Below are 26,235 nucleotides of genomic sequence, written 5' to 3'. Positions count from 1 at the left end.
CCGGACGCGGACGAGCGAGGGGAGCACGGTGAACGAGGAATCCAAGCGCCCGATGACCGGTGCCGAGTACGTCGACAGCCTGGCCGATGACCGGGAGGTCTACCTCTTCGGCGAGCGGGTGAAGAACGTGACGACCCATCCGGCGTTCCACAACCCGATCAGGATGACGGCGCGACTGTACGACGCGTTGCACGACCCGGTTACCAGGGACGTGCTCACGACCCGTTCGGACGCCGGGGGTGACGGCTACACCCACCGGTTCTTCACCACCCCGCACAGCGTGGACGACCTGGTGGCCGACCAGCGGGCGATCGAGACCTGGGCCCGGATGTCGTACGGGTGGTTGGGCCGTAGCCCCGACTACAAGGCGTCGTTTCTCGGCACCCTCGGCGCGAACGCGGATTTCTACGAGCCGTTCGCGGACAACGCCCGGCGCTGGTACCGCGAGTCGCAGGAGAAGGTCCTGTACTGGAACCACGCCATCGTCCACCCGCCGGTGGACCGCAGTCGGCCGCCGGACCAGGTGCGGGACGTGTTCGTGCACGTCGAGAAGGAAACCGACTCCGGGGTGGTGGTCAGCGGCGCCAAGGTGGTCGCCACCGGCTCGGCGCTGACCCACTACAACTTCATCGCCCACTACGGCCTGCCGATCAAGGAACGCGAGTTCGCTCTGGTCGCCACGGTGCCGATGAACGCGCCGGGGATGAAGTTGATCTGCCGGCCGTCCTACTCGGCGACGGCCGCGGTGATGGGCAGCCCCTTCGACTACCCGCTCTCCTCACGGCTGGACGAGAACGACACGATACTCGTGCTGGACAAGGTCCTCATCCCGTGGGAGAACGTCTTCGTCTACGGTGACGTGGCGAAGGTCCAGCTCTTCAGCGCCGGCTCCGGCTTCCTGGAGCGGTTCACGTTCCACGGCTGCGTACGCCTGGCGGTGAAGCTGGAGTTCATCGCCGGCCTCCTCGCGAAGGCACTGGAGATCACCGGCGCCAGTGAGTTCCGCGGCGTCCAGAGCCGGCTGGGCGAGGTGCTGGCCTGGCGTAACCTGTTCCGCTCCTTGTCCGACTCGGCCGCCCGCAACCCCGTCCCCTGGCACAACGGCGCGGTCCTGCCCAACCCGGAGTACGGGTTGGCGTACCGATGGTTCATGCAGGTCGGGTACCCCCGGATCCGCGAGATCGTGCTCCAGGACGTGGCGAGCGGGCTCATCTACGTCAATTCCAGCGCCGAGGACTTCAAGAACCCGGACATCCGGCGGTACCTCGACCGCTTCGTGCGCGGGTCCAACGGCGTGGACGCGGTCGAGCGGGTCAAGGTGATGAAGCTGCTCTGGGACGCCGTGGGCACCGAGTTCGGCGGCCGGCACGAGCTGTACGAGCGCAACTACGCGGGCAACCACGAGAACACCCGGGTCGAGCTGCTGTTCGCGCAGGCCGCGTCCGGCCAGCTGGACGGCTACCGGGATCTGGTGGACAGCTGCCTGGCCGAGTACGACCTGGACGGCTGGACCGTGCCGGACCTGGCCTCGTACGAGCACTTCCGGCCGGTGCGCAACGAGCTGCTCAACGGGTGATCTGGTGCGCGTGGTCCGCACGCGGAGAGGTGCCGACGGATCACCGTATAACCGACCATATAGGTAGGAAGCGATCATTCGCCTAGACGCAGGTCACCGCCCCGGCGATCCGTCGGGACAACCCGGTCGACACGACCGCCCGGAAGCGCGGGTGACAGTGCGCCACGCCGACAGGAGGCACAGCCAGTGAGAAGCGCAGTGCAACGCGGTGGACCGGACGGAACGGAGGGCGGGCGGGCGGTGAGCATCGACGTTTCGCGGACCGGCAGCCAGCGCCACGTCGCTGACATCTTCAACTCGGCGGTCGCCGCCTGGGCGATCGGCGCGGCCTGGGAGGTCGGCGCGCTGGACGAACTCCGCCAGTCCGGCAAGCTCGACGCCCAGGAGTTCGCCGCGCGGCACGGCCTCGACGGGCCGTCCACCGAAGGCCTGTTCCGGGCCCTCGCCGCAGTGCGGGTGGTGGAGCGCGACGGTTCGACAGTCACCGTCGCGGCGGCCTTCGACGACGTGTACCGCAACCGTGCCTTCGTGCACTGGCTGAGCCGGGGCAGCGCCGAACTGTTCCGCCAGATGCCGTCGATCCTGCGCACCGAGAACCGAACCGGCCGGTTCTACCAGCGCGACGCCGCGGCCATCGCGTACGCCTGCCGGGAGCTTGACGCGCTCTGCTACGCGCCCACGTTCTGGGCGGCGATGGAGCGGGCCCGACCGACCGGGCTCGTCGTCGACCTGGGCTGCGGCAGCGGCGGCCGGCTGTTGGACGTACTCCGGCGCTATCCGGGCACCAGCGGCCTGGGCGTCGACATCGCCCGACCCTCACTCGACGTGGCGGAGCGGGACGCCGCGGCCGCCGGCTTGGCCGACCGGCTCCGGTTCGTGGAAGGTGACGTGCTGCGCCTGGAGCCACGGCCCGAGTTCGCCGAGGTGGAGGTGATCACCTGTTTCATGATGGGCCACGACTTCTGGCCCCGGGACCGGTGCCTGGCCACGCTCAGCCGACTGCGGGAGGTCTTCCCGGCGGCACGGCGGTTCATCCTCGGTGACGCGACCCGCACCTCCGGGATCCCGGACACCGAGTTGCCGGTCTTCACGCTCGGCTTCGAGCTGGGGCACGACCTGATGGGCATCCGTATCCCGACGATTCCCGAGTGGCAGTCGGTGTTCGCGGCGAGCCAGTGGCGGCTGCTGCGCACCAACCGCATCGAGATGACCGTCGGCGAAGTGGTCTTCGAGCTTGCCTGAGCGGAAGAGGAGACGATGAGCACGGTAGCGGCAGCGGTCGGTCGCGCGCTCGCCGACGCTGGCGTCCGGCACGCCTTCGGTGTGGTGGGCGGCGGCAACATCATGGCGGTGGCCGGCCTCACCGAGGGCGGCGTCCGGTACGTCGCCGCCCGGCACGAGGGCGGTGCCATGGCGATGGCGGACGCCTACTTCCGGGCGTGCGGCGAGGTGGCGGTCTGTACGACGAGTCACGGGGCCGGCGTCACCAACGTGGCCACCGGGCTCGCCGAGGCGGCCCGGCACGGCAGCGGCGTGCTGCTGCTCTGCGGAGACGCGCCGACCGGCCACCTACGGCGCAACGACATCGACCAGCGGGCCCTCGTCGACGGCCTCGGCGGGTACGTCGTCCGGGTCGACGACCCGGCGACCGCGCCGGCCAGGGCACGGGCCGCGCTGCGCCTCGCCCGCCGGACGCGCAGCCCGGTGGCCCTGTGCCTGCCGGCCGATCTGTCCCCGATGGAGGCTTCGCAAGCACCCGCCGCACCGGATGAGGACATCGCCCTGAGCACCCAGCCGTCCGCCGCACCCGACGAGCTGGCAGCCCTGGCTGACGCGCTGACCAGCGCCCACCGGCCGGTGCTGCTCGCCGGCCTCGGCGCCTGGCACGCCGGGGCGGCGAAGCCCGTCATGGAGCTGGCCGACCGCACCGGCGCGGTGCTGGCCACCACGGTCATGGCGGCCGGGCTGTTCGCCGAACACCCCTGGTCCGTCGGCACCTGCGGCGGCTTCGCCGCACCGGCGGCGGCGCGGATCCTCGGCCAGGCGGACCTCGTCGTCGCGTTCGGCGCCAGCCTGGATCCGTTCACCCTCCACCACGGGCGGCTGCTCGACCCGGACGCCACGGTGATCCGGGTGGACGTCGCCGCGCCCGGCCCCGGTGCGGTGGGCCGGGTCGTGGTTGGTGACGCCGCCGCCACTGCGGCCGCCCTGCTGGAGAGGATCCCCGACGGGCACCCGCCCGTGCCGTGGCGCGACACGCTGGGCGGCGAGATCGACCGGGCCCGCGCCGGCTGGCTGGGAGAGTCGTACGAGGACGCCGGGACGGCCGAGCAGATCGATCCACGCACCTTGACGCGGGCTCTGTTGCCGCTGCTGCCAGCCGAGCGGACGCTGGTGCTCGACGGCGGACACTTCATCGGCTGGCCCCTGATGAACTGGCCGGTCGGCGACCCGTCGGCACTGGTGTTCATGGGTGCGGCGTTCCAGGCCATCGGTCTCGGCTTCGCCGGCGCCGTCGGCGCGGCGGCCGCCCGCCCGGACCGCACGACGGTGGTGGTCCTCGGCGACGGTGGTGCCCTGATGGGGCTGCCCGAGCTGGAGACCCTGGTGCGTACGGGCGAATCGGCGCTCGTGGTTGTCCACGACGACGCCGCGTACGGGTTCGAGGTGCATCTGTACGGTCCGCGTGGCGCGGACCGCAGCACCGCGTCGTTCACCGAGACCGACTTCGCCGGGGTGGCCCGGGCGTTCGGGGCCACCGCGGTGACCGTGCGGAGCGTGACCGACCTGGACGCCGTGCGGGCCTGGCGGGACCGGGGTCGTCCCGGGACGCTGGTGGTGGACTGCAAGGTGGCGCGCGGCGTCGTCGGGCAGTTCCTGGCCGATCTGATCGCGGCGCACTGACCCGCGGGATGCTCCCGATCAGCGCAGCTCGGTCGCGTGCGGTGTGACATCGTCGCGGAACCGACCCTCGGGGTCGACCCGGCTACGGACCCGGTCCACCGCCGCCACCGCCGCTGTGTCCAGGTGGCCCTGCGGGGCGCCCACATGCTCCACGAAGGACGGAACGGTCCGGCCGGTGTCCCAGGGTGTGAGGGCGACCCGCACGGTGTCGCAGTGGGCGCGGATCTCCTCCGGTGTCGCCGCGAACGGTGCTGCCGAACCCGCGTAGGAGTAGGCGGCCGTGACATGGGCGAGGGCGCCGCCGGCGGCGGGCCGCCGCGCGTACGCCCCGCCGAGCTGGCGTAGCCCCGCCACCACCAGAGGCGAACCGGAGCCCTCCCCGGTCACCGCCAGGAACCGCCGTAGCCCCTGGTCGCCGAGGTCGTGCAGCAGCAGGTGGTCACCGATCACCGGTAGCGGCTCGGTGGGTTCCAGGTGTGCGGCCAGCACATCGCCGGGCCCGCTCTCCTGCCAGGCGTCGAGAATCGGCTCCGCCACGGCCCGCAGTGGGGCCAGCAACGCCTCCACCACATCGCGGGCGGCCGACACATCCGTGGGGCCGGGCGCGAGCACCGCCCCGTCGACGACCAGCATCGGGCCGGCGTTCAGCGGGGGCGGGACGTCCGGTGGAAGGGACAGGAGGCGTACCGAGGTGGTCGCCTCCGGCGGCGCGGTCAGCGTCCAGTCCCGCCACCGCGCCAGCAGGTCCGCGGCGTGCCGTGCGGACCAGTAGGTGGCACCGGTGATGACCCGGTGTGCCGGAAAGAGGGCGATCTCGACGGCGGTGACCACTCCGAAGCCGCCACCGCCGCCGCGCAGCGCCCAGAACAGCTCCGCGTCGTGGTCGGCGTCGACGCGCCGCACCGTGCCGTCGGCGGTCACCACGTCGACGGCCCGCACGGTGTTGACGGCGAGGCCGTGCAGCCGGCCGTACAGGCTGAGCCCGCCCCGGAGCAGGTAGCCGACCACGCCGACGGTGCCCGCCGAGCCGTGTGCCGCGGCCAGCCCGTACGGCGCGGCCGCCTCGACCACCTCCCGCCAGCGGGTACCGGCCGGTACCCGGGCCACCCGGCGGTCCGCGTCGACCTCGACGCCCCCGGCAAGCTCCGTCCTGATCAGCAGCGCCCCGTCCATCGGGGACCCCGCCGCCGCCCCGTGCCCCGTGGCGTGCACCCGGACGGACAACTTCTCCGCCTCGGCGTAGCGCAGGGCGGCCTGTACGTCCGCCACCGAGCGGGCGGTGAGCGCCACCATCGGCTCGGCGGGCGCGGCCAGGTTGAACACCCGGGTCGCCGCGGTGTACGCCGGGTCACCGGGCCGGGCGACGGCGGCGGGATGCGGGTTGATGCTCATGCCGTGCGTCCTTCGTCGAGGGTGCGGCCCGTGGCCGGTCGGGACCGGGATCGGCTCAGCGCGGCTGGGCGAGCGTCGTCGGCGGGTCAGCCGGTTGCGGCCCGGCCGGCGAGACCGGCGCGGACGGCCGCTCCGCGGGCCGGTGTCGGCGGCTGGTGGCGAACCGGCTCATGACCGGCCGTTCGACCGTGGAGTACAGCAGCCAGGACAGCACCAGTGTGATCGCGAAGAGCCCGACGATCAGGGCGACGGCGGCGGGGGTGGACCAGCCGGTGAGCGAGTCCAGCTGCGACCGGACGGTCATGATGACCATGTAATGCCACAGGTAGAAGGCGAATGACACGTCGCCGAGCCAGACCAGCGGACCGCTGGACAGCCACGACCCCTGCCGCCGCGTGTCGGAGACCGCGCCGGCCGCGATGACCAGAGCGAGCGGCAGGGCCATGATCGCGGCCAGCCGGAACGCCGGTGGGAAGAAGGAGCTGAGCGCGTAGGCGCCGATGGCCAGGGCGACCGCGCCGCCGAGGTCCAGCGGCAGCCGGCGGCCGGCGAGCACGATCCGGGCGAGCAGAATGCCGAGGACGAACTCCAGCATCCGCACCGGCGGGAACACCTGGATGAACCACAGTTCCCAGGTCGTGAGGCCCACCTGCGGCACCGGCGGCTCGGCCGGCAGCAGTCGGGCCAGGAACGGTACGGCCACGATGAGCGCCACCACCGTGAGGGCTGCGGCCCACAGCCGCTCGGGCCGGATGCGGTCGATGGCCCGGGCCAGCCACGGGAAGCAGAAGTAGAAGAAGACCTCGCAGGCGAGCGACCAGGTGACGAGGTTGACGCTGAACGCGATACCCAGGTCGTGCGGCCAGGCCTGCACCAGCGTGGCGTTCAGCACGGCCGGCCAGAACTCGACCGGGCTGACCCCGAAGGTGGTCACGCCGTACGCGATGAGCAGCACGGACACCACGAACACCAGCAGGTGGTTGGGGTAGATCTTGAACAACCGGCGCCGCCAGAAGCGAGGGGCGGTGTCGGTCGGGCGGCGTGACCAGGCGAGGACGAAGCCGCTGAGGATGAAGAAGAAGCTGACGCCGGAGTTGCCCTGCGCCACGATGGCCCGGAACGTGCCGAAGTCGTCCGCCGAGCTGAACAGGTTCGCGAAGGTCGTGTGGTGCAGGAAGACCATCGCCGCGGCGATGAAGCGCATCCCGGTCAGCGTGGGCAATCGGGTGGGTACGACGTCCGATCGTGTTCCGGCCTGTCCTGTCAACTCAGTCATGGCGTTCCCCCCTGCTGCCCGGGTGGCCGGGCGATCGGCACCGCGTCCGGTCCCGACCCTGGCAGCGGTCGCGCGGTTACGCACCTTCCTGATTGCGGTCTTTGGCCCGTCCGTAGGCGGTCGGAGACGGCGGACCAGGCGGCCGGACAGCACGACGGGAGATGCGCGCCGCCACTCCCGCCCCGAAGGATTCCTCTGGGGCCCGGCCGTCCGGTGCGCCGCGATCGGCAGGGGGAGCGCATGCCTGAGAAGACAGTGATCCACGTGTGGATGGCCGACCTCACCTTCCCGCACTACATGGACCGCCTCTGGGCGATCGGGGAGCGTTTCGAGGCCGCCCATCCGGAGTACGAGGTCCGCATCGAGGGGCTCGACTTCCGTACGCTGCCACTGCGCATCGCGCAGGCCAGCGCCGAGGGGCGGGCACCGGCGTTGGCCGAGTTCTACTTCACCGTCACGCAGGCCGCGTTGGATGTCCGGGACGCGTCCGGCCGCCCACAGTTCACCTCGCTGGAACGGGCCGTCGCCGGCCGCAGTGAGATCCTCGGCGAGCCGGTGGTGATCGACGACCTCGTGCCCGCCGTGCGCGCGTACTACAGCGTGGACGGTGAGCTGATGTCGATGCCGACGGCGGGCACCACGCCACTGCTGTACGCCAACCGGCAGCTGCTCGACGCCGCCGGGATCACCCGGCTGCCGTCCACCTGGGAAGAGCTGGAGGAGGCGTGCGCGCTTGTCCGGCGGGCGCCGGGCGGGCCGCCGCACGGGATCACGTGGGCCAACCACGGGCTCTGGTTCCAGCAGGCTCTGGCGGTGCAGGGCGGGTTGCTGTGCGACGGCGACAACGGGCGTTCGGCGCGGGCCACCCGGGTCCACCTGGACTCGCCCGAGATGCTGGCGTGGGTGCGGTGGTGGCAGCGGCTGCACGCGGCCGGCCACTATCTGGACACCGGCCGGATCCCCGACTGGTTGGGCACCCTGCGGGCCTTCGCCGAGCAGCGGACGGCGTTCCGGATCAGTTCGTCGGCAGACGTCAACTACACCGCGCAGGCCGCCCGGGAGAATGGTTTCGAGCTGGTGGTGGGGCGCTTCCCGTACCCGGCGGGGGTCCGCTACGCCGGCAACGCGGTGGCTGGCACGTCGCTGTGGCTGGCCGACGGGCTGGACGAGGTCACCCGGGACGGCGCGCTGGCGTTCCTGCAGTTCCTCAACAACCCGGAGAACGACGCCGCGCGACACCGGGCGGACAGCGCGGTACCGCTGACCAACGCCGGGTTCGACCTGCTCGCCGGGCAGGGATGGTTTGATGATCACCCGCACCAGCGGGTGGCGAGCGACCAGCTCAACTCGTACCCGCCCGGGTTGGCCGACGAGCACCGGATCACGTCGGACGGCCAACCGCCGATGTGGGGCGCGCTGTTCGGCGACTTCTCCGGCGCGCAGGACGTGATGACCCGGGCGATGGCGGACGTGCTGGCCCGCGGGGCCGAGCCGGCAGCCCGGTTCCGGCGGGCCACGGCGGAGGCGCAGACCATGCTCGAGGCGTACGCACTGGACTGTCGGCGGGGCGGCCCGGTGGAGCCGCAGAGTCTCCGGGTCGAGTTCTTCGCCGATGCCGAGGATTATTCCGGTGCCGATCTTGAGGACGTGGCGCAGTTGCATAGCTGACGCCAGCCGTCCTTAGCCGGGAAACGTAGGATAAATAGCGCACGGTTGCCCTTGACATTACTTACCGGCCTCAGCAAGATGCTATTTAGTGACGGCATCTTTATGTGAGGCGTGATCCTCATGCCCGACTATGGCACCATCGACATGCCGGTGGCGCCGTGGACCTTTCGTCTCCGCTTTGCGCTGCCGGCGGTTCGAATTCTCGACCAGGACCGCAATCGTGGGGATGCTCATTCGCCCAAGCTGTGACGGGCGTTTCCGTCCCGGACCTGCCGCTGTCGGAACATCTGGAGAGGACGAGAGGTGTGACTTCTGTCGAGGTACCCAAGGCCGGGCGTCGTGAGTGGTTCGGCCTGGTGGTGTTGGCACTGCCGACCCTCATGGTCGCGTTCGACATCTTCGTGCTGCTGCTGGCGTTGCCCAGCCTCGCCACCGACCTGGGCGCGGACGGCAACCAGCAGCTGTGGATCATGGACATCTACGGGTTCATGCTCGCGGGCTTCCTGCTCACCATGGGCAACCTGGGCGACCGGATCGGCCGCCGCAAGCTGCTCTTGATCGGCGCGTCGGCCTTCGGTTTGGCCTCGGTGCTGGCGGCGTTCTCCACGACCCCGGAGATGCTGATCTTCAGCCGGGCGTTGCTGGGTGTCGCGGGCGCCACGCTGGCCCCGTCGACCCTGGCTCTGATCAGCAACATCTTCCAGAACCCGAAAGAGCGGGCCATGGCCATCGGCATCTGGGGCGGCACCTGGACGCTCGGCGCCATCATCGGCCCGGCCGTGGGTGGCCTCCTGCTGGCCAACTTCTGGTGGGGGTCCGTCTTCCTGCTCGGCGTGCCCGCCATGGCGCTGCTGCTCATCGTCGGTCCCACCCTGCTGCCCGAGTACCGCAACACCGAGGCGCGACGGCTCGACCTGCCCAGCGTGGCACTCTCGATGATCGCGCTGCTGCCGTCCATCTGGGGCATCAAGGAGCTGGCCCGGCACGGCTGGGAGGTGCTGCCGCTCGGCTCTCTCCTGGTGGGCCTGGCCTTCGCGGCGATCTTCATCCAGCGTCAGCGGAGGCTGGCCGATCCTCTACTCGATCTGCGGCTGTTCGGCTACCGCGGCTTCAACACAGCGCTCGGCGGTCTGTTCATCTACAGCTTCGTCGGCGGGTCGACCATGCTGTTCATGAACCTCTACTTCCAGCTCGTCGGCGGTCTGTCGACGGTGGAGGCTGGCCTCGCCATGATCCCCGGCGCGATCGCCGGCACCATCGCGTTCGCGATCACGCCGGTGCTGGCCGGCAAGATCCGCCCGGCCTTCGTGATCGCCGGGGGACTGGTCGGCGCCGCCGTGATGATGCTGGTGCTCACCCAGGTCAAGGCCGAGGGGGGCACGACGCTGCTGATCGTCGGCTTCTCGATCTTCTCCTTCTTCGGTGTCCCGACGGTGGCGCTCGGCACCAACCTGGTCGTCTCGGCTGCGCCGCCGGAAAAGGGTGGCGTGGTTGGCTCGTTGTCCCAGCTCAGTAACGAGTTCGGTGCCACCCTGGGGGCCGCGCTGCTGGGGACGGTGGGCTTCGCCGTCTACCGCAACCAGGTCGACGACAAACTGCCGGCGGACCTGCCCGACGGAGCGGCAGCGGCGGCGGGCGACAGCCTGGCCGGTGCCGCTGCCGTGCTGGCCAGCCTTCCGGAGCGGGTCGCCGCGGCGGTCCAGGACGTCGCGCAGGCCGCGTTCGCGACTGGTCTGCACGTGGTTGTCGCCATCAACGCCGTGCTCCTCGCGGGGTTGGCGGTCCTCGTGGCCACGACCCTCAAGCACATTCCGCCGTTCGGCACGTCGCAGGGGCCGGGCGCGTCCGGCGCTGACGCGCCGGACGAAGAGCTGTCCCGCCCGCACACCACGCCGATGGTGGCGGCGGAGGACGCCCGGGACTGACCCGGACGGAACGAGGCGTCCCCGTCGGCCCGGGCCGACGGGGACGCTTCATTGCCGCGCCGGACACCGCTGGCAGCGCCGCACGACGGAAGGCCCTGGCCCGCAGACCAGCCGCCACGCTGCCGCTGCTCCGTGGGTCAGTGGACGGGCCCAACGCTGGTCAGCTGCTGGCGCGGGAACCGCTGGTCAGCGGGCGGGCGGTAACCCACGCGCGCACGACTCGGCCCGGCCGCGCAACAGAGTCCGTTCGCGCCCGTTGCCGGTCAGCGATGCCGCTCGGGTGAACTCCGCGCCCGCCTCGGCCAGCCGACCGAGTTTCACCAGCAGATCGCCCCGAACGCTCGGCAGCAGGTGGTACCCCTGCAGGGCCGGCTCTTGCCGTAGGGCGTCAACCAGCGCCAGCCCGACCGACGGCCCGAGCGCCATGGAGAGCGCGACGGCACGGTTCAGCTCGACCACCGGGGACGGCGCCACCAGGCTGAGCTGCTCGAACAGCGCGGCGATCCGTGCCCAGTCGGTCTCCTGGGCGCGGTGCGCCCTGGCATGACAGGCGGCGATGGCGGCTTGGAGCTGGTACGGGCCGGGCGTCCCGGTGAGCCGCTGTGCGCGGTCGAGGGCGGCCAGGCCGTGACCGATCAGTACCTGATTCCACAGCGACCGGTCCTGCTCGAGCAGCAGGACGGGCTGGCCGTCCGGGCCGGTGCGGGCTGGCAGCCGGGAGGACTGGATCTCCAACAGGGCCAGCAGCCCGTGCACCTCCGGCTCCAGCGGCATCAGTTCGGCCAGGATCCGGGCGAGGCGGACGGCTTCGGTGCAGAGGGTCGGGCGCAGCCAGTCGTCGCCGGCGGTGGCCGCGTAGCCTTCGTTGAAGACCAGGTAGATCACCTGGAGCACCGAGGAGAGCCGGGCGTTCCGCTCGGGCCCCTGCGGCACCTCGAACGGCACCTGCGCCTTCGCGAGCTGCCGTTTCGCCCGAACGATGCGCTGACTGACCGTGGACTCGGTGACCAGGTAGGCACGGGCGATCTCGTCGGTACGTAGACCACCGACCACCCGCAGGGTGAGCGCGACCTGGCTCGGCGTGGGCAGCAGCGGATGGCAGGCGGTGAAGATGAGGCGGAGGACGTCGTCGCCGAAATCCGCGTCGAGCACTGCCTCGAAGTCCGGGGTCTCGACCGTGCCGGCGGCCCGTGACTCGTGGCTCAGCTGTTCCAGTTTGCGCTGGTAGCGCTCCTGCCGCCGGAGCAGGTCGAACGCGCGGCGCTTGGCCGCAGTGGTCAACCAGGCGCCCGGATTGGCCGGGACGCCGGAAGTCGGCCACTGCTCCAGAGCGTTGACCAGGGCGTCGTGGGCGATCTCCTCGGCCGTGCCGAGATCGCCGACCACCCGCATCAGGGCGGCGACGAGCTTGGCGGACTCGTGCCGCCAGAAGGTGTCGACCGCCTGCTGGGCGGCCGAGGCGCCGGTTGGCGCCGCCTGCTGGATGACCGGCTCCACGGCCGGGGAATGCTGGGTCGCCGGCTCTGCGGTGAGCGGCGCCCGCTCAGGGACCGGGGTGCCGGGACCTGACGCCGTCGCGACCGGTCGGCGGGAAACAGCCATCGGGCGGCCTAACGGTCGGCGCTGACCGGAACAAAGGCCTGCCGCCAGGCTTCCGGTGTCAGATCCTGCGGGTCGACCAGTTGCCGGATCTCAGCCTCACCTTCCCACCCATTCCAGTATTCGTGGTGAAGCTGAAGAAATCGCATCGACAATTCCACCGCCTCGGATTTGGTGGGCACGTCGATCAGGGCATAACTGGCGATCATTTCCTTGGTTTCGGTGAATGGGCCGTCGGTGACGGTCATACCGTCATGCGATAGACGCACCCGCGCGCCGAGGACGGTCGGAGCGAGGCCTGCGGTCGACACGAGGACCTGCGCGTCGACCATCTCCTCCACGAACTTCTGCATCGCCCGGAGAAGGTCGTCCGGTGGCGGACCCGCGTCGATGTTCTCGGCGGTTCTGAGCAGGGTGAGGAATCGCACCGTTGTCACTCCGTCTCGCTCCGGTCGGCTGGGTCAGCCGACTCCCACCAGGGTAGGGCAGGCGACCCGAGACCTGACCGAACGTCACCGAGGGGGAACGGATCGGTTCGGCCAGGAACCTCGGCGGCACGGATCATGGAGCAAGGGCCCGGTCCTCGGCTCGGTCACTGGGGATGTCCGACGAGGCCGGACCGCGGCCGAGCGTACCGGGCCACCAGACCCGCTGGCCGAGATCGAGGGTCAGTGCCGTGACCAGCACCGACCGGACAATGAAGGTGTCGATGAGCACGCCGAGCGCGACCGCGAAGCCCAGTTCGACGAAGAACACCAGGGGGAGGGTGGCCAGGACGGCGAAGGTGGCCGCGAGGACGAGGCCCGCAGAGGTGATCACACCGCCGGTGGCCCGCAGACCGGTAAGGACGCCCTGACGGGTGCCGTGCCGGATGGCCTCCTCCCGCACCCGGGTCATGAGGAAGATGTTGTAGTCCACGCCGAGGGCCACGAGGAAGACGAACACGAACAGCGGGAACGAGCTGTCGGTGCCCTCGAACCCGAAGACGTGCGTGAAGACGAGCGCGCTGATGCCCAGCGTCGCGGCGAACGACAGCACCACGGTGGCGACCAGCAGCAACGGCGCCACGACCGCCCGGAGCAGCAGCGCGAGGATGACCAGGACGGTCAGCAGGACCAGCGGGATGATGAGCCGGTTGTCGTGCCGGCTGGCGTCGTTGAGATCGACGCCCATCGCGGTCTGGCCACCGACCTTGGCGTCGGCGCCGGGGATCGCGTGCACTGTGGCCCGGACGCGTTCGACGGTCCGCTCGGCGGCCGGGCTGTCCGGCCGGTCGGCCAGGGTGCCCTCGATCGCGGCCAGGCCGTCGCGGACGACGGGCTGGCTGACCTGGGCGATGCCGGGAGTGCCCGCGAGCGAACTCTGCACCGCCTCGGCAGCGCGGGCATTGCCGATCACCACCACCGGCTGGCCGCCCCCGGCGGGGAAATGCTCGCCCAGTGCCCGCTGCGCGGTCACCGAGGACGGTTCGTCGACGAACAGGTTGTCGGTGTCGAGCCCGTTCGCGCTCAACTGGGTCAGGCCGAGCGCCATGATGGCGAGCGCCAGCGTCGTGCCGATCCAGACCAGACGTGGCCGGGCGGCGACCCGCCGACCGACGGCGTCCCAACCGCGGCCGGTGCGGCCGTCGGTCGCGCCGGCTGTCGGCCGTACGGGCCAGAACAGCCAGCGGCCGCAGATCACGAGGAGGGCGGGCAGCAGCGTGAGCATCGCGAACAGCCCGATCGCGATGCCGATCGCGCACACCGGCCCGAGCCCTCGGGTGGAGTTCATCTGGGCGGCGAAGAGGCAGAGCATGGCGGCGGCGACGGTAGCCGCGCTGGCGACCACCGCCGGCCCGACGCGCCGCAGTGCCACGGCCATCGCCTCGTGCCGGTCCTCGTGCCGGCGTAGTTCCTCGCGGTAGCGGGCGACGAGTAGCAGCGCATAGTCGGTGCCGGCGCCGAACACCAGCACCGTGAGGATCCCGACGCTCTGCCCGCTGACGGTCATTCCCCCGTGTTCGGCCAGGAGGTAGATGACCGCCTGGGCGCTCACCAATGCGATGGCCGCCGAGACCACCGGCAGGATCCAGAGCACGGGGCTGCGGTAGATGAACAGCAGGAGGATCACCACGACCAGCACCGACGCGAGCAACAGGGTGGTGTCGAGGCCCTCGAAGGCGGTGGCCGAGTCGGCGTAGATCCCACCGAGCCCGCCGACGTGCACGGCGAGCCCGCCCGTGCCGGTGCCGGTCACCTCGCGGACCCGGTCAAGGGTGCCGGCGATCTCGGTGAACCCGTCGGCGCCCATCCGGATCGGCACCACCAGCTGTAGCGCCTGCCCGTCGTCGGCCGGCAGTGGTCCGATGATCTGCCCGGTCACCCGGTCCACCGACGCCAGCTCGGCGGCGTCGGCGCGGGCCACCGCCTCGTCGGCGGCGGTGATGCCGGAGGGCCGGACGTAGACGATCACGGCGGGCGCCACGTCGGCGGTCTGCAACCGCTGCTGTAGCTCCAGTGCCTGGGTGGACTCGGCGTTGCCGGGGAGCAGGTCGGCGGTGTCGTTGGTCTGGACGGCGGTGAGCTGTCCGGCCAGCGGTCCCAACGCCCCGGCCAGGACCAGCCAGAGCACGAGCACCGTCCACTTGGTGCGCCGGCCGCACACCAGCCGCACGATCGGACCCATCCGTTCCCCCTCGATTCGCACACCGGGAGCCGCCGACTACCGGGGCGACTACTGGAGCGTCGAACTCACCCGCCCGGGATCGACACCGCGGGGGAACTTTTTTCCACGGAACGGTCGGCGGTGGGCCAGACCGCCACGCGGGCTGCCACCGCGACCCGACGGGCGGCCGGGGGTGCCTTGACAGACCCTCTCGGCTCCGCCCAAGATGCAACCGTAATTGTCCGGATCGGCGAAATTCGCGCCGCCGGTGCGGGTACTGTCATTCGCCGACGGGTGCATCCAGACCGGTCCGCAGACTCTTGTCATCACCATCAGCAAAGGGAGTGGAATCGTGGCCAAAGTGGCACTCGCAATGATGGTCTCGGTCGACGGGTATATCGCCGCCGACGACGGCGGCCTCGACTGGATGTTTCCGCACGTGGGCCCGGAGTTGCAGGAGCATGTGATGGCCGGTCTCCAAGAGACGGACACCATTCTCATCGGCCGGGAAACGTACGAGGGAATGGCGTCCACCTGGCCCAACCAGAGCAACCCGGTGGCGGACCGGATGAACGCGTTGCCGAAAGTCGTCTTCTCTCGGACCTTGGAGAAGACCGAATGGGAGAACAGCCGGCTGGCCTCCGCTGACGTGGCCGGTGAGGTGCGCGAGATCAAGCGGCGTGCGCAGGGTGACGTGAAGGTGCTCGGCGGTGGCCTGCTGGCCCAGTCGCTCAGCGAACTCGGGCTTATCGACGAGTATCAGCTCGCGGTGGTGCCGGTCGTGCTCGGCGACGGGCGTCCGCTGTTCGCGGACCCCGCTGAGCTGCGGCTGGAGAGCAGCCGTCGGTACGACAAGGGCGTCATGCTGAACGTGTACCGGCCGGCCTGACCGAACGGCTCACCGACCGGGCCGCCCGCGTGCCGACGGCGCGCCGGCGGCCCGGTGTGCCCGCGTCATTGAGCACGGTGGAAGAAGGCTGCGGAGGGCTCCGCCGTGACACTGGGACAGGCGGTGGGCGTCCGCGTCCGTAATTGACGGACGGGCTGCGCGCGATACGTCCCCGCCCTCTCCTGAAGGGGCGTGCGCATGAGTTCCTCCTCCACTGGTAAAGCCGACTCGAACGGGCAGGACCGACTGACCGACACGAATGCGACAACTGCTGCCGAAGGCCCGGCGCCGGCCGCCGTCGTGGCCCGGGAAGCCAAGCGGGTGCCGGTTTTCGACGGTGTCCGAGGGTTGGCGGCACTGGGCCTGTTGGTGGTCCATGTCGCATTCGCCGGAAGCCTTATCGGTTCGTACGATGTGCCGCCCAGTAATCGTTGGGGTGCCTACATCGTCAACGGCTTCCAGCTCTCGCTCGGTGTCTTCTTCCTTATCTCCGGACTCTTTCTCTACCGCCCGTTCGCGCGGGCGATCATCGCCGGCACGCGGAAGCCGGAACTCGGGCCGTATCTCTTGCGCCGGGCGCTGCGGCTGCTGCCGCCGTACTACGTGATGACGGCCGCCGCGCTGCTGCTGCTGAACTTCAACAGCATCGATTCGGTCTGGTACGTGCTGCGACCGATCGTGCTCATGCAGAACTACGACCCGGTCTGGATGGCCGGTATGGACATCAGCTGGACCGTGCCGACCGAGGTCCAGTGGTATCTGGTGCTGCCGGTGATCGCCTGGTTGTCCGGCAAGTGGGCCCGCCGCGCGCCGGACCCGATCGCCCGCGCCCGCCGGCTGATGCTTCCCATCCCGATCCTGTTCGTCGTCGGGTTCGCCTGGACGGTCTACCTGCACCTGCCGTCGACCGGCCTCTACCCGCCCCAGTACTGGTGGCCGTTCGGGATGGCCGGCAACATCGGCTTCGGCATGATCCTCGGTATCCTGTCCGCGCGGGTCCAGGTGGTGCCGGACCGGATCCCCGCGCTGTTCCGGGCCGCCGCCGCCCGCCCGAACCTGTTCTGGCTGGGCGCGTTCGCGCTGTTCGTCATCAACTGCGCGAAGCCGTTCGGCCGTCCCGGCTACGGCGACTACGACACGATGGCCGCCGCGCTGTTGTTCTACGTGCTGCTGATCGTGGCGGCCTTCCTGATCATCACTCCGATGATCGCGCCTCACGCGAAGTCCCGCCTGATCGACGCGATCCTCGGCAACCGGCCGGTCGTCTACCTCGGACGTGTCTCGTACGGGCTCTACCTGTGGCACTTCGTCGTGCTCAACCTGGTGCTGCGCAACGGCAGCATCTTCGGCGGCGACCCACTTCAACTGGGCTTCCTGCGCGGACGGATGGGGTTCTGGGAGCTGGAGATCACCGTCTTCCTGCTGACCCTGACCGTCGCCACGGTGAGCTATTTCGTCGTCGAGCGGCCGATCCTGAACTTCGGCGAGCGGTACCTGAACGCCCGCAAGACGCGGACGGCGGCCCTGGCCGCGGTCAACCCGGCGGCGCCCAAGCCCGCCACCGAATCGGCCGCTGTCTGAGCTCGCGATCCGCGCGGGCGGAGCGACGGACGGAACAGGCCAGGGCCCGGACCGGAAATCCGATCCGGGCCCTGGTGCCTCATCCCGCCGAACCCGATCCTCCGCTCGGTGATCACCGCTCGCCGGCCGCCGCCTCGGCCGCCAGCCGTCGGCTGATGTCGGCCCGCAGGGACTTCTTGTCGACCTTTCCGACCGTGGTGATCGGGAGCGAGTCGACGGCTACCAGTCGGTCCGGGAGCTTGAAGTGGGCAACGCCCGCCCGCTCCATGATCGCCCGGATCGCGGCCAGTTCGACGGTCCGGTCGCCATCGGGGACCACGTAGAGGCAGATCCGCTCGCCCAGCTGCGGATCCGGCATCGCCACGGCCGCCGCCAGGCGTACCCCGTCGACCTGGTACGCGAAGTTCTCCACGTCCTCGGCCGAGATCTTCTCCCCGCCACGGTTGATGATGTCCTTGTCGCGACCCTCGACCACCAGGTTGCCGTCGGCCCGTCGGCGGACGATGTCACCCGTGCGGTACCAGCCGTCCACGAAGGAGAATCGGTTCAGCTCCGGCGATCGGTAGTAGCCCCGCGGCGTGTACGGCCCACGGGTGAGCAGGACGCCGGGCTCGCCGTCCGGCACCGGCCCGCCGTCCTCGTCCACCACCCGGATCTCGTCGTCCGGGCAGATCGGCCGGCCCTGGGTGTGCCCCACCACCTCCGGTGGGTCGTCCGGCCGGGTGAGGCACAGCAGGCCCTCACCCATGCCGTACACCTGTTGTAGCGGGCAGCCCAGGGTGGGGCCGACCCGTGCGGCCACGTGGTCGGCGAGCCGGGAACCGGCCACCTGCAGCAGGCGTACGCTGCTGAGGTCCGCGTCCCCCTCGGTCTCCCGATGCTCCATCCACCGCACCAACGCGGCCGGGACCAGTGAGGTCAGCGTGACCCGCTCGCGGGCGATGAGGTCAAACGCCCGTTTCGGCGCCGGCGACGGCGCGATGACGACCCGACCGCCGGACATCAGCGTGCCGAGCACGCCGGGCCCGGACATCGGGTAGCCGTGGGCGAGCGGCAGCACCGCGAGGTAGACGGTGTCCCCTCCCACGCCACACAGCCGGGCCGCCTGCCGGGCCATGTAGGAGTAGTCGTTGTGGGTGCGGGCGATGAGCTTGGGCAACCCCGTCGTGCCGCCGGAGAGCAGGAACAGCGCGACGGAGCGCGGGTCGGGCGCCGCCTGGTCGAGCTCACGTCGCGCCGTGGCCGGGTCCTCGGCCGGAGCGCAGAGCGCGCTCACATCCACGCTGGGCGCGCGTACGCTGGTGCCCAGCACGAGGACGTGCTCGACGGTGTCGCTCGCCTCGGCGACCTCCCAGGCCATGGCCCGGTGGTCGAAGTCCTTCACCACGTCCGGTACGACGATGGCCCGCGCCTCGGCGTGTGCGGCCAGCGCCGTGATCTCGGCCCGGCGGTGGGCCGGCAGGGCCATCACCGGGAGTACGCCGAGCCGCAGGCAGGCCAGCGTGACGACGACGAACTCCCAGCCGTTCGGCAGTTGCAGGATGATCCGGTCGTCCGGCCGCAGGCCGAGGTCACGCAGGCGCAGCGCGGCGCCGTCCGCTCGCGCGGTCAGCTCCCGATAGCTCATCCGCTGCTCCTCGTCCACCAGGCAGCAGGCATCCGGGTCGGCGTCCGCCGCGTCGTACACGTACGCGGCCAGCGGCCGGTCCTCCCAGTAACCCCTGGTGACGTAGTGGTCGACGGCATCTGCCGGCCATGGGACCGTGCCCGCGCGACTCGGTTGCGTGACTCGATGGGACATGACGGCCTCCCCCTCGATCGGTGTAGCAGCGAACAGCGGCCCGCCGACCATCCGGCGGGCCGCTGCCGGCCTCTTTGCGCAGAGGCTACGGCCGGCTCCCGCCCGTCTCTTCTCCTGGAATGCGCAATGGTCCCCGCCGTTGCCGAGAAGCGGCCGATACCCGCGTTGCGGTAGCGGGTGGGCGCGGCGACGGAGCGCATTCCAGGAGATGCCACCCCGTCATCCGGCCGCCGACGATGTGTCGGAGTTGACCGCCGGATCGGAGTGCGCCGTTTCCGGGCTGGTGATTCGAAAGGAGTGGGCCATGTCCCTGGACACCGAGCTCGACGACGCCGTAGCTGTCATCGGGATGAGCTGCAGGTTTGCCCCAGACCTGGACTCGCCGGAGAAGTTCTGGAAGTTCTTGATCAATGGTCAGAGCCATGTTTCGCAAATGCCCGAAAAACGTTGGGAGCCGTATGCGGCGAGCAGCCCGCAGGCCACCTCGATCCTCCGTCACACCACCCGAACCGGGTCGTTTCTGACGGACATCGAAGGCTTCGATGCCGACTTCTTCGGCATTTCTCCGCGAGAGGCGGCCTTCCTCGATCCGCAGCAGCGCATGATGCTCGAATTGGCCTGGGAAGCGCTGGAGGCGGCGGGGGTGCCGCCTCTGGCGTTGCGGGGGTCGGAGGTTGGTGTCTTCATGGCGGCCAACTCGAACGACTACGGCCGGCGGCTGCTCGAGGACATCCCGCGCACCGGGGCGTGGGCGGTGAACGGCACCACGTACTACGGCATCGCCAACCGCATCTCGTACTTCCTCGACCTGCGCGGGCCGAGCATGGCCGTCGACACCGCGTGTGCCGGTTCGCTGACCGCCCTGCACCTGGCCTGCCAGAGCCTCCGCTCCGGCGAGGCGCCCGTGGCGCTCGTCGGTGGCATCAACATCATGGCCACGCCGGCGCTGTTCGTGGCCCTCGACGCGGCCGGAGCGACCTCCCCGGACGGGCGCAGCAAGGCGTTCGACAAGGCGGCGGACGGCTACGGCCGTGGTGAGGGCGCGGGCCTCGTGGTGCTGAAGCGGTGGGCGGACGCGCGCCGGGACAACGACCCGGTGCTGGCGCTCATCCGGGGCAGCGGGGTGTTCCAGGACGGCCGCTCCGACGGCATGATGGCGCCCAACAGCGGGGCGCAGGAGCACATGCTCCGCCAAACGTACGCCCGCGCCGGCGTGGACCCCGGCTCCGTCGGTTACGTCGAGGCACACGGCACCGGCACGCCGGTGGGCGATCGGGAGGAGGCCCGGGCGCTCGCCCAGGTGTTCGGCGCCAACCGCGCGGCCGGCGAGCCCTGTCTGGTCGGCTCGGTCAAGCCGAACATCGGCCACGTCGAGGCCGGCTCGGGCATCGCCGGTGTGATCAAGACGGTGTTGGCGCTGCGGCACGGGGAGATCCCCGGGAGTCTGCACAGCGAGCCCAATCCGGACCTGAACTGGGAAGGGTCGGGGCTGAGCCTCATCGGCGAGCGACTGCCCTGGTCGGCGGGCGAACAGCCGCGCCGGGCCGGCGTGTCGAGTTACGGGGTCGGCGGCACGATCGCCCACGTGATCATTGAGGAGGCGCCGCCGGTGGGCGCCGAGCCCGAGCCGCAGGCGACCGACGCGCCCACCGTCGTGCCGCTCTCGGCGATGTCCGAGGCGGGGCTGCGGGCGCTGGCCGGCGAGGTGGCCGGCTGGCTGGACGACCACCCGGACACCCCACTCGGCACCGTGGCGCACACCCTGTCCCACCGCCGGTCGCACCTCACCCATCGGGCGGGCGTCGTCGCGGACTCGGTGCCCGAACTGGCGGCCCGGCTGCAGTCCCTCGCCGCCGGGGAGCGCACGGCGGGTCTGATCACCGGCCGCGCGGACGCTGGACAGGTCGACCCGGTGTGGGTCTTCTCCGGTCACGGCGCGCAGTGGCTCGGCATGGGCCGGGAACTGCTGCGCGACGAGCCCGTCTTCGCCGACGCCATGGACGCGCTGGCCGACGTCTTCGCGGCGGAGATGGGATGGACTCCGCGCGAGGCCATCGCCGACGACCGGCCGTGGACGACCGCACGGATCCAGGCGATGACCTTCGCCATGCAGATCGGGTTGGCTGAGGTGTGGCGGCGGCACGGCGTCCGCCCGGCAGCCGTGCTCGGGCATTCCGTGGGGGAGATCGCGGCGGCCGTGGTGGCCGGGGCGCTGGACCTGACGGAGGCGGCGCGGTTCGCCTGCCGCCGGGCGAGAGCGTTGCAACGGGTCGACGGCCGGGGCGCGATGGCGCTGGTCGGCCTGTCGTTCGCCGAGTGCGCGAACCGGCTCGCGGACCGCGTCGACGTGGTCGCCGCGATCTCGGCGAGCCCTCGGTCGACGGTCGTCTCCGGGGACCGGGACGCGGTCGAGGAGCTGGTGACCCGGTGGGGCGAGGAGGGCCTGGAGGCGCGACGGGTGGACACCGACGTCGCGTTCCACAGCCGGCACGTCGACGAGGTGCTGGATGAGGTGGCCGGCGCGGCCGGGGAGCTGCGTGCCACCGCCGCCGAGGTGCCGCTGTACAGCACGGCGCTCGCCGACCCCCGGTCGGACGAGCCGCGCGGGCGCGGCTACTGGACGACGAACCTGCGGCAGCCGGTCCGGTTCGTGCAGGCCGTGGAGGTGGCGATCGAGGACGGTCACCGGCTGTTCCTGGAGGTGTCCTCGCATCCCGTGGTCGCCCACTCGATCACCGAGACCTTCGACCAGCTCGACCTCGGCGAGGCCGCCGTCATCCGTACGCTGCGGCGGCACCTTCCCGAGCAACGGACCCTGCTGGAGAATCTGGCGGAGCTGCACTGCCGGGGCGGGCGGGTCGACTGGGCCGTGGAGCACGCCGACGGCGGGTTGGTGGAGCTGCCGACGATGGCCTGGCAACACCGCCCATACTGGATCTTCCCGCCGGCCGGCACCGACACCGGCGCCGGCGGTGGACACGACCCGGACCAGCACAACCTGCTCGGCGGCCGGATGACGGTCAGCGGCGCACCGGCCCGGCAGGTGTGGCAGACCCACTTGGACATGTCGTCCCGCCCGTACCCGCAGAGCCACGAGGTGGTCGGGGTGGAGATCACGCCGGCGGCGGCGATCATCGAGACGTTCGTCCGGGCCGCCGGGCAGGACGGGCGGCCGCCCGCGCTGAGCGACATCGTGCTGCGTACGCCGCTCGCGGTGGTGCCACCGCGGGTGGTGCAGGTGGTGCTCTCCGAGAACGCCCTGCGGCTGTCGAGCCGAATCATCCACGACGTGACGTCGGCGGACGAGGAGGTCGAGTGGATCACGCACACGACCGCCACCGTCGATCCCGGTGGGCGGCTCGAGACCGGACGGCTGGATGTCGACAGCGTCCGCGCCCGCTGCCCGGAGACGTGGTCGTGGTCCCGGGTGGACGACCTGTTCCGCACCAAGGGCGTCGGCGGCTACGCTTTCCCCTGGGACCTGGACGAGCTGCGGCGCAGCGACGAGGAGCAACTGTCGGTCCTGACCCTGGTACCGCCGCCCGCGCAGCGTTCCGCCAGTTGGGCGCACGTGATCGACGGCGCGCTGACCATCAGCGCGGTCCTCGTCACCCCGGAGAACGCCCACCGGCTGTGGATGTCGTCGCAGATCGGCGGTGTGGTGTTCGACGGCGAGCCGCCGGCGCGAATCACGGTGCACACCCGGCGGGCGGCGCGGTCGCCGGAGGACACGGTCGACGTCCTGGTGTCCGACGACAGCGGCCGGATCGTCTGCGACGTGCGCGGCCTGCGGTTCGCCGCGCTCCAGGACCAGCGGACCTCGGTGGCCACCCGTGACCTGGTGCACGAGGTCGTCTGGCATCCGCTGCCCGCGGTCGAGCCGGTGCGCCCGCTGCGCCGGGTGGCCCTGATCGGTGGTTCGCCGGCCCTGGACACGCTGGCCGCGTCCCTGCAACCGGCGGGGGTGCGGGCCATCCGGGTCGCGTCCCCGGACGACCTCGACGCCGCGCTGTCCGAGCCGGTGGACGCCGTGCTGGTGTCGCCGGACCAGACGGGCGGGCCGACCGAGCAGGCGGCGGAGGAGGGCGCCTGGATGGTGATCCGCACCGCCCAGCAGTTGGCCGCGGTGAGCGGGCAGCCCCGGCTGTGGTGCCTGACCAGTGGCGTGCGGACCGCCCGGGACGAGGCGGCGGTCGCGCACGCGCCACTGTGGGGGATCGGTCGGATCATCGGCGGCGAGCACCCGGAGCTGTGGGGCGGGGTCGTCGACGTGGACGTGCCGGCGACCGCGACGGCGGACCGGCTGCTGCCGCTGCTGGGCCGTCCCGGCGGCGAGGAGGACGTCATCTCGGTGACCGGTGACGGGACGGCTAGTGTCGCGCGGCTCGGGCCGATTCCCCACCCCACCGAGGCGCCCTCGGTGCACTGTCGGCCCGGCGGCACGTACCTGATCACCGGCGGCCTCGGCGCGCTGGGGCTCGCCGTGGCCCGCTGGCTGGTCGACCGTGGCGCGACCCGGTTGCTGCTGGTCGGGCGGCAGGGTCTGCCGCCGCGGGTGGAGTGGCCGGCCGTGCGGGGCGATCGCCTGCGGCAGCAGATCGACGAGGTGCTTGCGCTGGAGGCGCTCGGGGTGACCGTACGGGTCCTGGCCCTGGACGTGACCGACGCCGAGCAGGTGGCCATCGCGCTGGACCCGGCGACGCACGGGTTGCCGCCGGTGCGCGGGATCATCCACGCCGCCGGCGTGGTCCGCGACGCGATGGTCGACAACGTCGTCCGCGAGGACCTACGGGAGGTCCTGCGGCCGAAGGCCGACGGCGCGATGGTGCTGCACCGGCTCTACCCGCCCGGCAGCCTCGACTTCTTCGTGCTGTTCTCCTCGTGCGGGCAGTTCGCCCGACTCACCGGGCAGACCACGTACGCGGCGGCCAACTCGTTCCTGGACGCGCTGGCCGCGCACCGGCAGGCGCTCGGCGGGCACGAGACCCGCAGTATCGGGTGGACTTCGTGGCGTGAGATGGGCATGTCCGACGCGATCGGCAGCACCATGCTGGAGGCCAACTCGCGAGGGCTGGAGGCGGTCACCGCCGCCGAGGCGTTCCGCTCCTGGGCGTTCGCCGATCGGTACGCGTCGCCCTACCAGGCGGTGCTGCGGGTGCTTCCGCTGCCGCCGCACAGCCCCCGCCTGCCGATGTTCCGCGAGCTGACCGCACCCTCCACGTCCCTCGACGCGGCCGACGGTGAACCGGACGTACTGGCCGAGTGGGCCAGCCTGCCGGACCGGGAGTTCCGGGAGCGGGTGAGCGACGACGTACGGGAGCAGGTCGCGGCCGAGCTCAACCTGCTGGCCGAGGAGGTGGAGCTGCGGCGTCCGCTCATCGAACTGGGCGTCGACTCGGTGATGTCGGTGGCGCTGCGGGTCCGGCTCACCCGCCGGTACGGGGTGGAACTTCCCCCGACGATCCTGTGGAACCGGCCCAGCGTGGCGGCGCTGGCCGCGCACCTCGCCGACACCCTCCGGAGCCCGGACGAGGACGAGGAGCCGGCGGACGCGGCGGATCCCGCGCTCGCGTCGGCCTGATGCTCTCGCGCCCTCGCCGCCACCCGTGCGGCGAGGGCGCGACCCGGCGTACGGCACGGATGGAGATGATCGACGGCGTGCAGGAGAGGACGATGGGGAGATGACCGAGGCGCCGCGCCGGCCGGACTTCATGATGGGCAGCGCCGCGCAGCGGCACGCCGGGTACGCGCGGCTGCGCGACTCCGGCGCGGTGCACCGGATCCAGCTCGCCTCGGGGGAGACCGGCTGGTTGGTCACCGGCCTCGATGCGGTGCGTCGGGCGCTGAGTGACCCGCGCCTGCGCAGCCGAACCGGGGCGATCGGCGACCGGCGTTCCCTCTCCCCGCTGCTGCGGCTGAGCCTGAACAGCCACATGCTCAACAACGGCCCGCCGGACCACACCCGACTGCGTCGGCTCATCGCGCCGGCGTTCCAGCGCCGACGGATGCTGGCGTTGCGCGGCCGGATCGAGGAGATCGTCGATGACCTGCTCGACGGGATCACCGAACGGGACGAGGTGGACCTGGTGCCGGAGCTGGCGGCGCCGCTACCGATGCGGGTGCTCGCCCTGCTGCTGGGCATCCCGGCGGACGACATCGGCACGGTGCAGCGGTGGACCGCGACGTTGACGCGGAGCGACCTGCCGCTCGGTGAGCTGGAGACGACGGCCGCGGCGATGCTCGACTACACCCAGGCTCTGCTCGCGGCGAAGGCCCGCCGACCGACTCCGGATCTGCTGTCGGAGCTCGTGGCGGCGCGCGACGGTGGCGACCGGCTCACCGCCGACGAGCTGACCTCGATGGTCGCGCTGCTGCTCGTCGCGGGGCACGAAACCACCGGGAACTTCATCGGCAACGCGGTGCTCGCCCTCCTGACCCACCCGGAGGGCTGGCGGCGGCTGCCCCGCGAGGAGAGCGCGACCGCCGTCGCGATCGAGGAGCTGCTGCGCTACGAGAGCCCGGTGCAGGCGGCGCTGCGGGTGGCCCGGGAGCCGGTGGAGCTGGCCGGGCAGACGATTCCCGCCGGCTCGGTGGTCATCGTCTCCCTCCTCGGCGCGAATCGGGACGTCGCCCGGTTCGCCCAGGCCGACGAGCTGGATCTGGCCCGTGCCGAGAACCCGCACGTCGCCTTCGGGCACGGCATCCACTACTGCGTTGGCGCGCCGCTGGCCCGGCTGGAGGCCACCGTGGCGCTGACCCGGCTGCTCGATCGCTTCCCGGGGCTGCGGTTGGCCGTGCCGGCCGACGCGCTGACCTGGCGGGTCAGCATGTTCATGCACGGGCTCGTGGCGCTGCCCGTACGGCTGGGTGGAGCTGGGGCCGCAGCTGCCGTCGGGCCTCCCACGGCGCAGTCATCCCACCCGCCGTCGTGAGTCTCGGGCGGCGGCCCGGATCGCCCGGAAGTCCCGGTCGCACCCG

Annotated in this window: 16 protein-coding genes; 10 read left to right on the top strand and 6 right to left on the bottom strand. The window is 71.4% G+C overall.

The window, feature by feature from the left end; genetic code table 11:
• The first annotated feature begins 52 nt into the window (after positions 1–52).
• From ACIA3K_RS24480 to ACIA3K_RS24470, 3 genes are all read left to right on the top strand, one after another.
• A complete protein-coding gene (locus ACIA3K_RS24480; protein WP_396804083.1) occupies positions 53–1,576 on the top strand; it encodes a 4-hydroxyphenylacetate 3-hydroxylase family protein in 1,524 nt (507 codons plus the stop codon).
• 240 nt (positions 1,577–1,816) lie between these two features.
• Positions 1,817–2,818: a class I SAM-dependent methyltransferase gene (locus ACIA3K_RS24475; protein WP_396804039.1), complete on the top strand. Its 1,002-nt coding sequence runs from the start codon at positions 1,817–1,819 to the stop codon at positions 2,816–2,818.
• Positions 2,819–2,833: 15 nt separating this feature from the next.
• On the top strand, positions 2,834–4,480 hold the full coding sequence (locus tag ACIA3K_RS24470) for a thiamine pyrophosphate-binding protein (protein ID WP_396804037.1): 1,647 nt from the start codon (positions 2,834–2,836) through the stop codon (positions 4,478–4,480).
• Positions 4,481–4,498: 18 nt separating this feature from the next.
• Here the strand turns inward: ACIA3K_RS24470 and ACIA3K_RS24465 are convergent, their stop codons facing one another.
• The gene (locus ACIA3K_RS24465) at positions 4,499–5,872 is read right to left on the bottom strand and encodes an FAD-binding oxidoreductase (protein ID WP_396804035.1); all 1,374 of its coding nucleotides are present in this window, start codon (positions 5,870–5,872) and stop codon (positions 4,499–4,501) included.
• 55 nt (positions 5,873–5,927) lie between these two features.
• A complete protein-coding gene (locus ACIA3K_RS24460) occupies positions 5,928–7,148 on the bottom strand; it encodes an acyltransferase family protein (RefSeq protein ID WP_396804034.1) in 1,221 nt (406 codons plus the stop codon).
• A gap of 240 nt (positions 7,149–7,388) precedes the next feature.
• On the opposite strand from ACIA3K_RS24460, the gene ACIA3K_RS24455 reads away from it, so the two are divergent.
• From ACIA3K_RS24455 to ACIA3K_RS24445, 3 genes are all read left to right on the top strand, one after another.
• Positions 7,389–8,816 carry an extracellular solute-binding protein gene (locus ACIA3K_RS24455; RefSeq protein WP_396804032.1) on the top strand — a complete coding sequence of 476 codons (1,428 nt, stop codon included), beginning with the start codon at positions 7,389–7,391 and terminating at the stop codon, positions 8,814–8,816.
• Positions 8,817–8,927: 111 nt separating this feature from the next.
• On the top strand, positions 8,928–9,065 hold the full coding sequence (locus tag ACIA3K_RS24450) for a hypothetical protein (RefSeq protein WP_396804030.1): 138 nt from the start codon (positions 8,928–8,930) through the stop codon (positions 9,063–9,065).
• A 56-nt stretch (positions 9,066–9,121) separates the two neighbouring features.
• Entirely contained in the window at positions 9,122–10,741 is a 1,620-nt protein-coding gene (locus ACIA3K_RS24445; RefSeq protein ID WP_396804028.1) for an MFS transporter, read from the top strand.
• 186 nt (positions 10,742–10,927) lie between these two features.
• Here ACIA3K_RS24445 and ACIA3K_RS24440 read toward each other — a convergent pair whose 3' ends face one another.
• The 3 genes from ACIA3K_RS24440 to ACIA3K_RS24430 form a co-directional block, all read right to left on the bottom strand.
• Positions 10,928–12,238 carry an RNA polymerase sigma factor gene (locus ACIA3K_RS24440; protein WP_396804027.1) on the bottom strand — a complete coding sequence of 437 codons (1,311 nt, stop codon included), beginning with the start codon at positions 12,236–12,238 and terminating at the stop codon, positions 10,928–10,930.
• 113 nt (positions 12,239–12,351) lie between these two features.
• Entirely contained in the window at positions 12,352–12,768 is a 417-nt protein-coding gene (locus ACIA3K_RS24435; protein ID WP_396804025.1) for a YciI family protein, read from the bottom strand.
• 133 nt (positions 12,769–12,901) lie between these two features.
• Positions 12,902–15,007, bottom strand: a complete 2,106-nt coding sequence (locus tag ACIA3K_RS24430) for an MMPL family transporter (protein ID WP_396804024.1) — start codon at positions 15,005–15,007, stop codon at positions 12,902–12,904.
• A 217-nt stretch (positions 15,008–15,224) separates the two neighbouring features.
• Here ACIA3K_RS24430 and ACIA3K_RS24425 point away from each other — a divergent pair, with 217 nt between their 5' ends.
• Positions 15,225–15,875, top strand: a complete 651-nt coding sequence (locus tag ACIA3K_RS24425; RefSeq protein ID WP_396804022.1) for a dihydrofolate reductase family protein — start codon at positions 15,225–15,227, stop codon at positions 15,873–15,875.
• 198 nt (positions 15,876–16,073) lie between these two features.
• Positions 16,074–17,456: an acyltransferase family protein gene (locus ACIA3K_RS24420; RefSeq protein WP_396804021.1), complete on the top strand. Its 1,383-nt coding sequence runs from the start codon at positions 16,074–16,076 to the stop codon at positions 17,454–17,456.
• A 112-nt stretch (positions 17,457–17,568) separates the two neighbouring features.
• Here ACIA3K_RS24420 and ACIA3K_RS24415 read toward each other — a convergent pair whose 3' ends face one another.
• Positions 17,569–19,257 carry a (2,3-dihydroxybenzoyl)adenylate synthase gene (locus ACIA3K_RS24415; RefSeq protein WP_396804019.1) on the bottom strand — a complete coding sequence of 563 codons (1,689 nt, stop codon included), beginning with the start codon at positions 19,255–19,257 and terminating at the stop codon, positions 17,569–17,571.
• Between the two features lie 304 nt (positions 19,258–19,561).
• On the opposite strand from ACIA3K_RS24415, the gene ACIA3K_RS24410 reads away from it, so the two are divergent.
• Positions 19,562–24,838 (top strand): type I polyketide synthase, encoded by a 5,277-nt coding sequence (locus tag ACIA3K_RS24410; RefSeq protein WP_396804017.1) that lies wholly within the window; start codon positions 19,562–19,564, stop codon positions 24,836–24,838.
• 100 nt (positions 24,839–24,938) lie between these two features.
• The gene (locus ACIA3K_RS24405; RefSeq protein ID WP_396804015.1) at positions 24,939–26,189 is read left to right on the top strand and encodes a cytochrome P450; all 1,251 of its coding nucleotides are present in this window, start codon (positions 24,939–24,941) and stop codon (positions 26,187–26,189) included.
• Positions 26,190–26,235: the final 46 nt, after the last annotated feature.

Source organism: Micromonospora sp. NPDC051543, from assembly GCF_044454415.1.
Taxonomy (GTDB): Bacteria; Actinomycetota; Actinomycetes; order Mycobacteriales; family Micromonosporaceae; genus Micromonospora.
The sequence above is the reverse complement of the archived record's forward strand: the minus strand, read 5'-3'. Positions and strand labels throughout refer to the sequence as shown.

Bases quoted from the DNA above. Each gene is read 5' to 3' on its own strand.
- ACIA3K_RS24420 (WP_396804021.1), top strand. From the start codon at position 16,074: ATGAGTTCCTCCTCCACTGGTAAAGCCGACTCGAACGGGCAGGACCGA.
- ACIA3K_RS24410 (WP_396804017.1), top strand. From the start codon at position 19,562: ATGTCCCTGGACACCGAGCTCGACGACGCCGTAGCTGTCATCGGGATG.
- ACIA3K_RS24430 (WP_396804024.1), bottom strand. From the start codon at position 15,007: ATGGGTCCGATCGTGCGGCTGGTGTGCGGCCGGCGCACCAAGTGGACG.
- ACIA3K_RS24470 (WP_396804037.1), top strand. From the start codon at position 2,834: ATGAGCACGGTAGCGGCAGCGGTCGGTCGCGCGCTCGCCGACGCTGGC.
- ACIA3K_RS24415 (WP_396804019.1), bottom strand. From the start codon at position 19,257: ATGTCCCATCGAGTCACGCAACCGAGTCGCGCGGGCACGGTCCCATGG.
- ACIA3K_RS24480 (WP_396804083.1), top strand. From the start codon at position 53: ATGACCGGTGCCGAGTACGTCGACAGCCTGGCCGATGACCGGGAGGTC.
- ACIA3K_RS24455 (WP_396804032.1), top strand. From the start codon at position 7,389: ATGCCTGAGAAGACAGTGATCCACGTGTGGATGGCCGACCTCACCTTC.
- ACIA3K_RS24405 (WP_396804015.1), top strand. From the start codon at position 24,939: ATGACCGAGGCGCCGCGCCGGCCGGACTTCATGATGGGCAGCGCCGCG.
- ACIA3K_RS24465 (WP_396804035.1), bottom strand. From the start codon at position 5,872: ATGAGCATCAACCCGCATCCCGCCGCCGTCGCCCGGCCCGGTGACCCG.
- ACIA3K_RS24460 (WP_396804034.1), bottom strand. From the start codon at position 7,148: ATGACTGAGTTGACAGGACAGGCCGGAACACGATCGGACGTCGTACCC.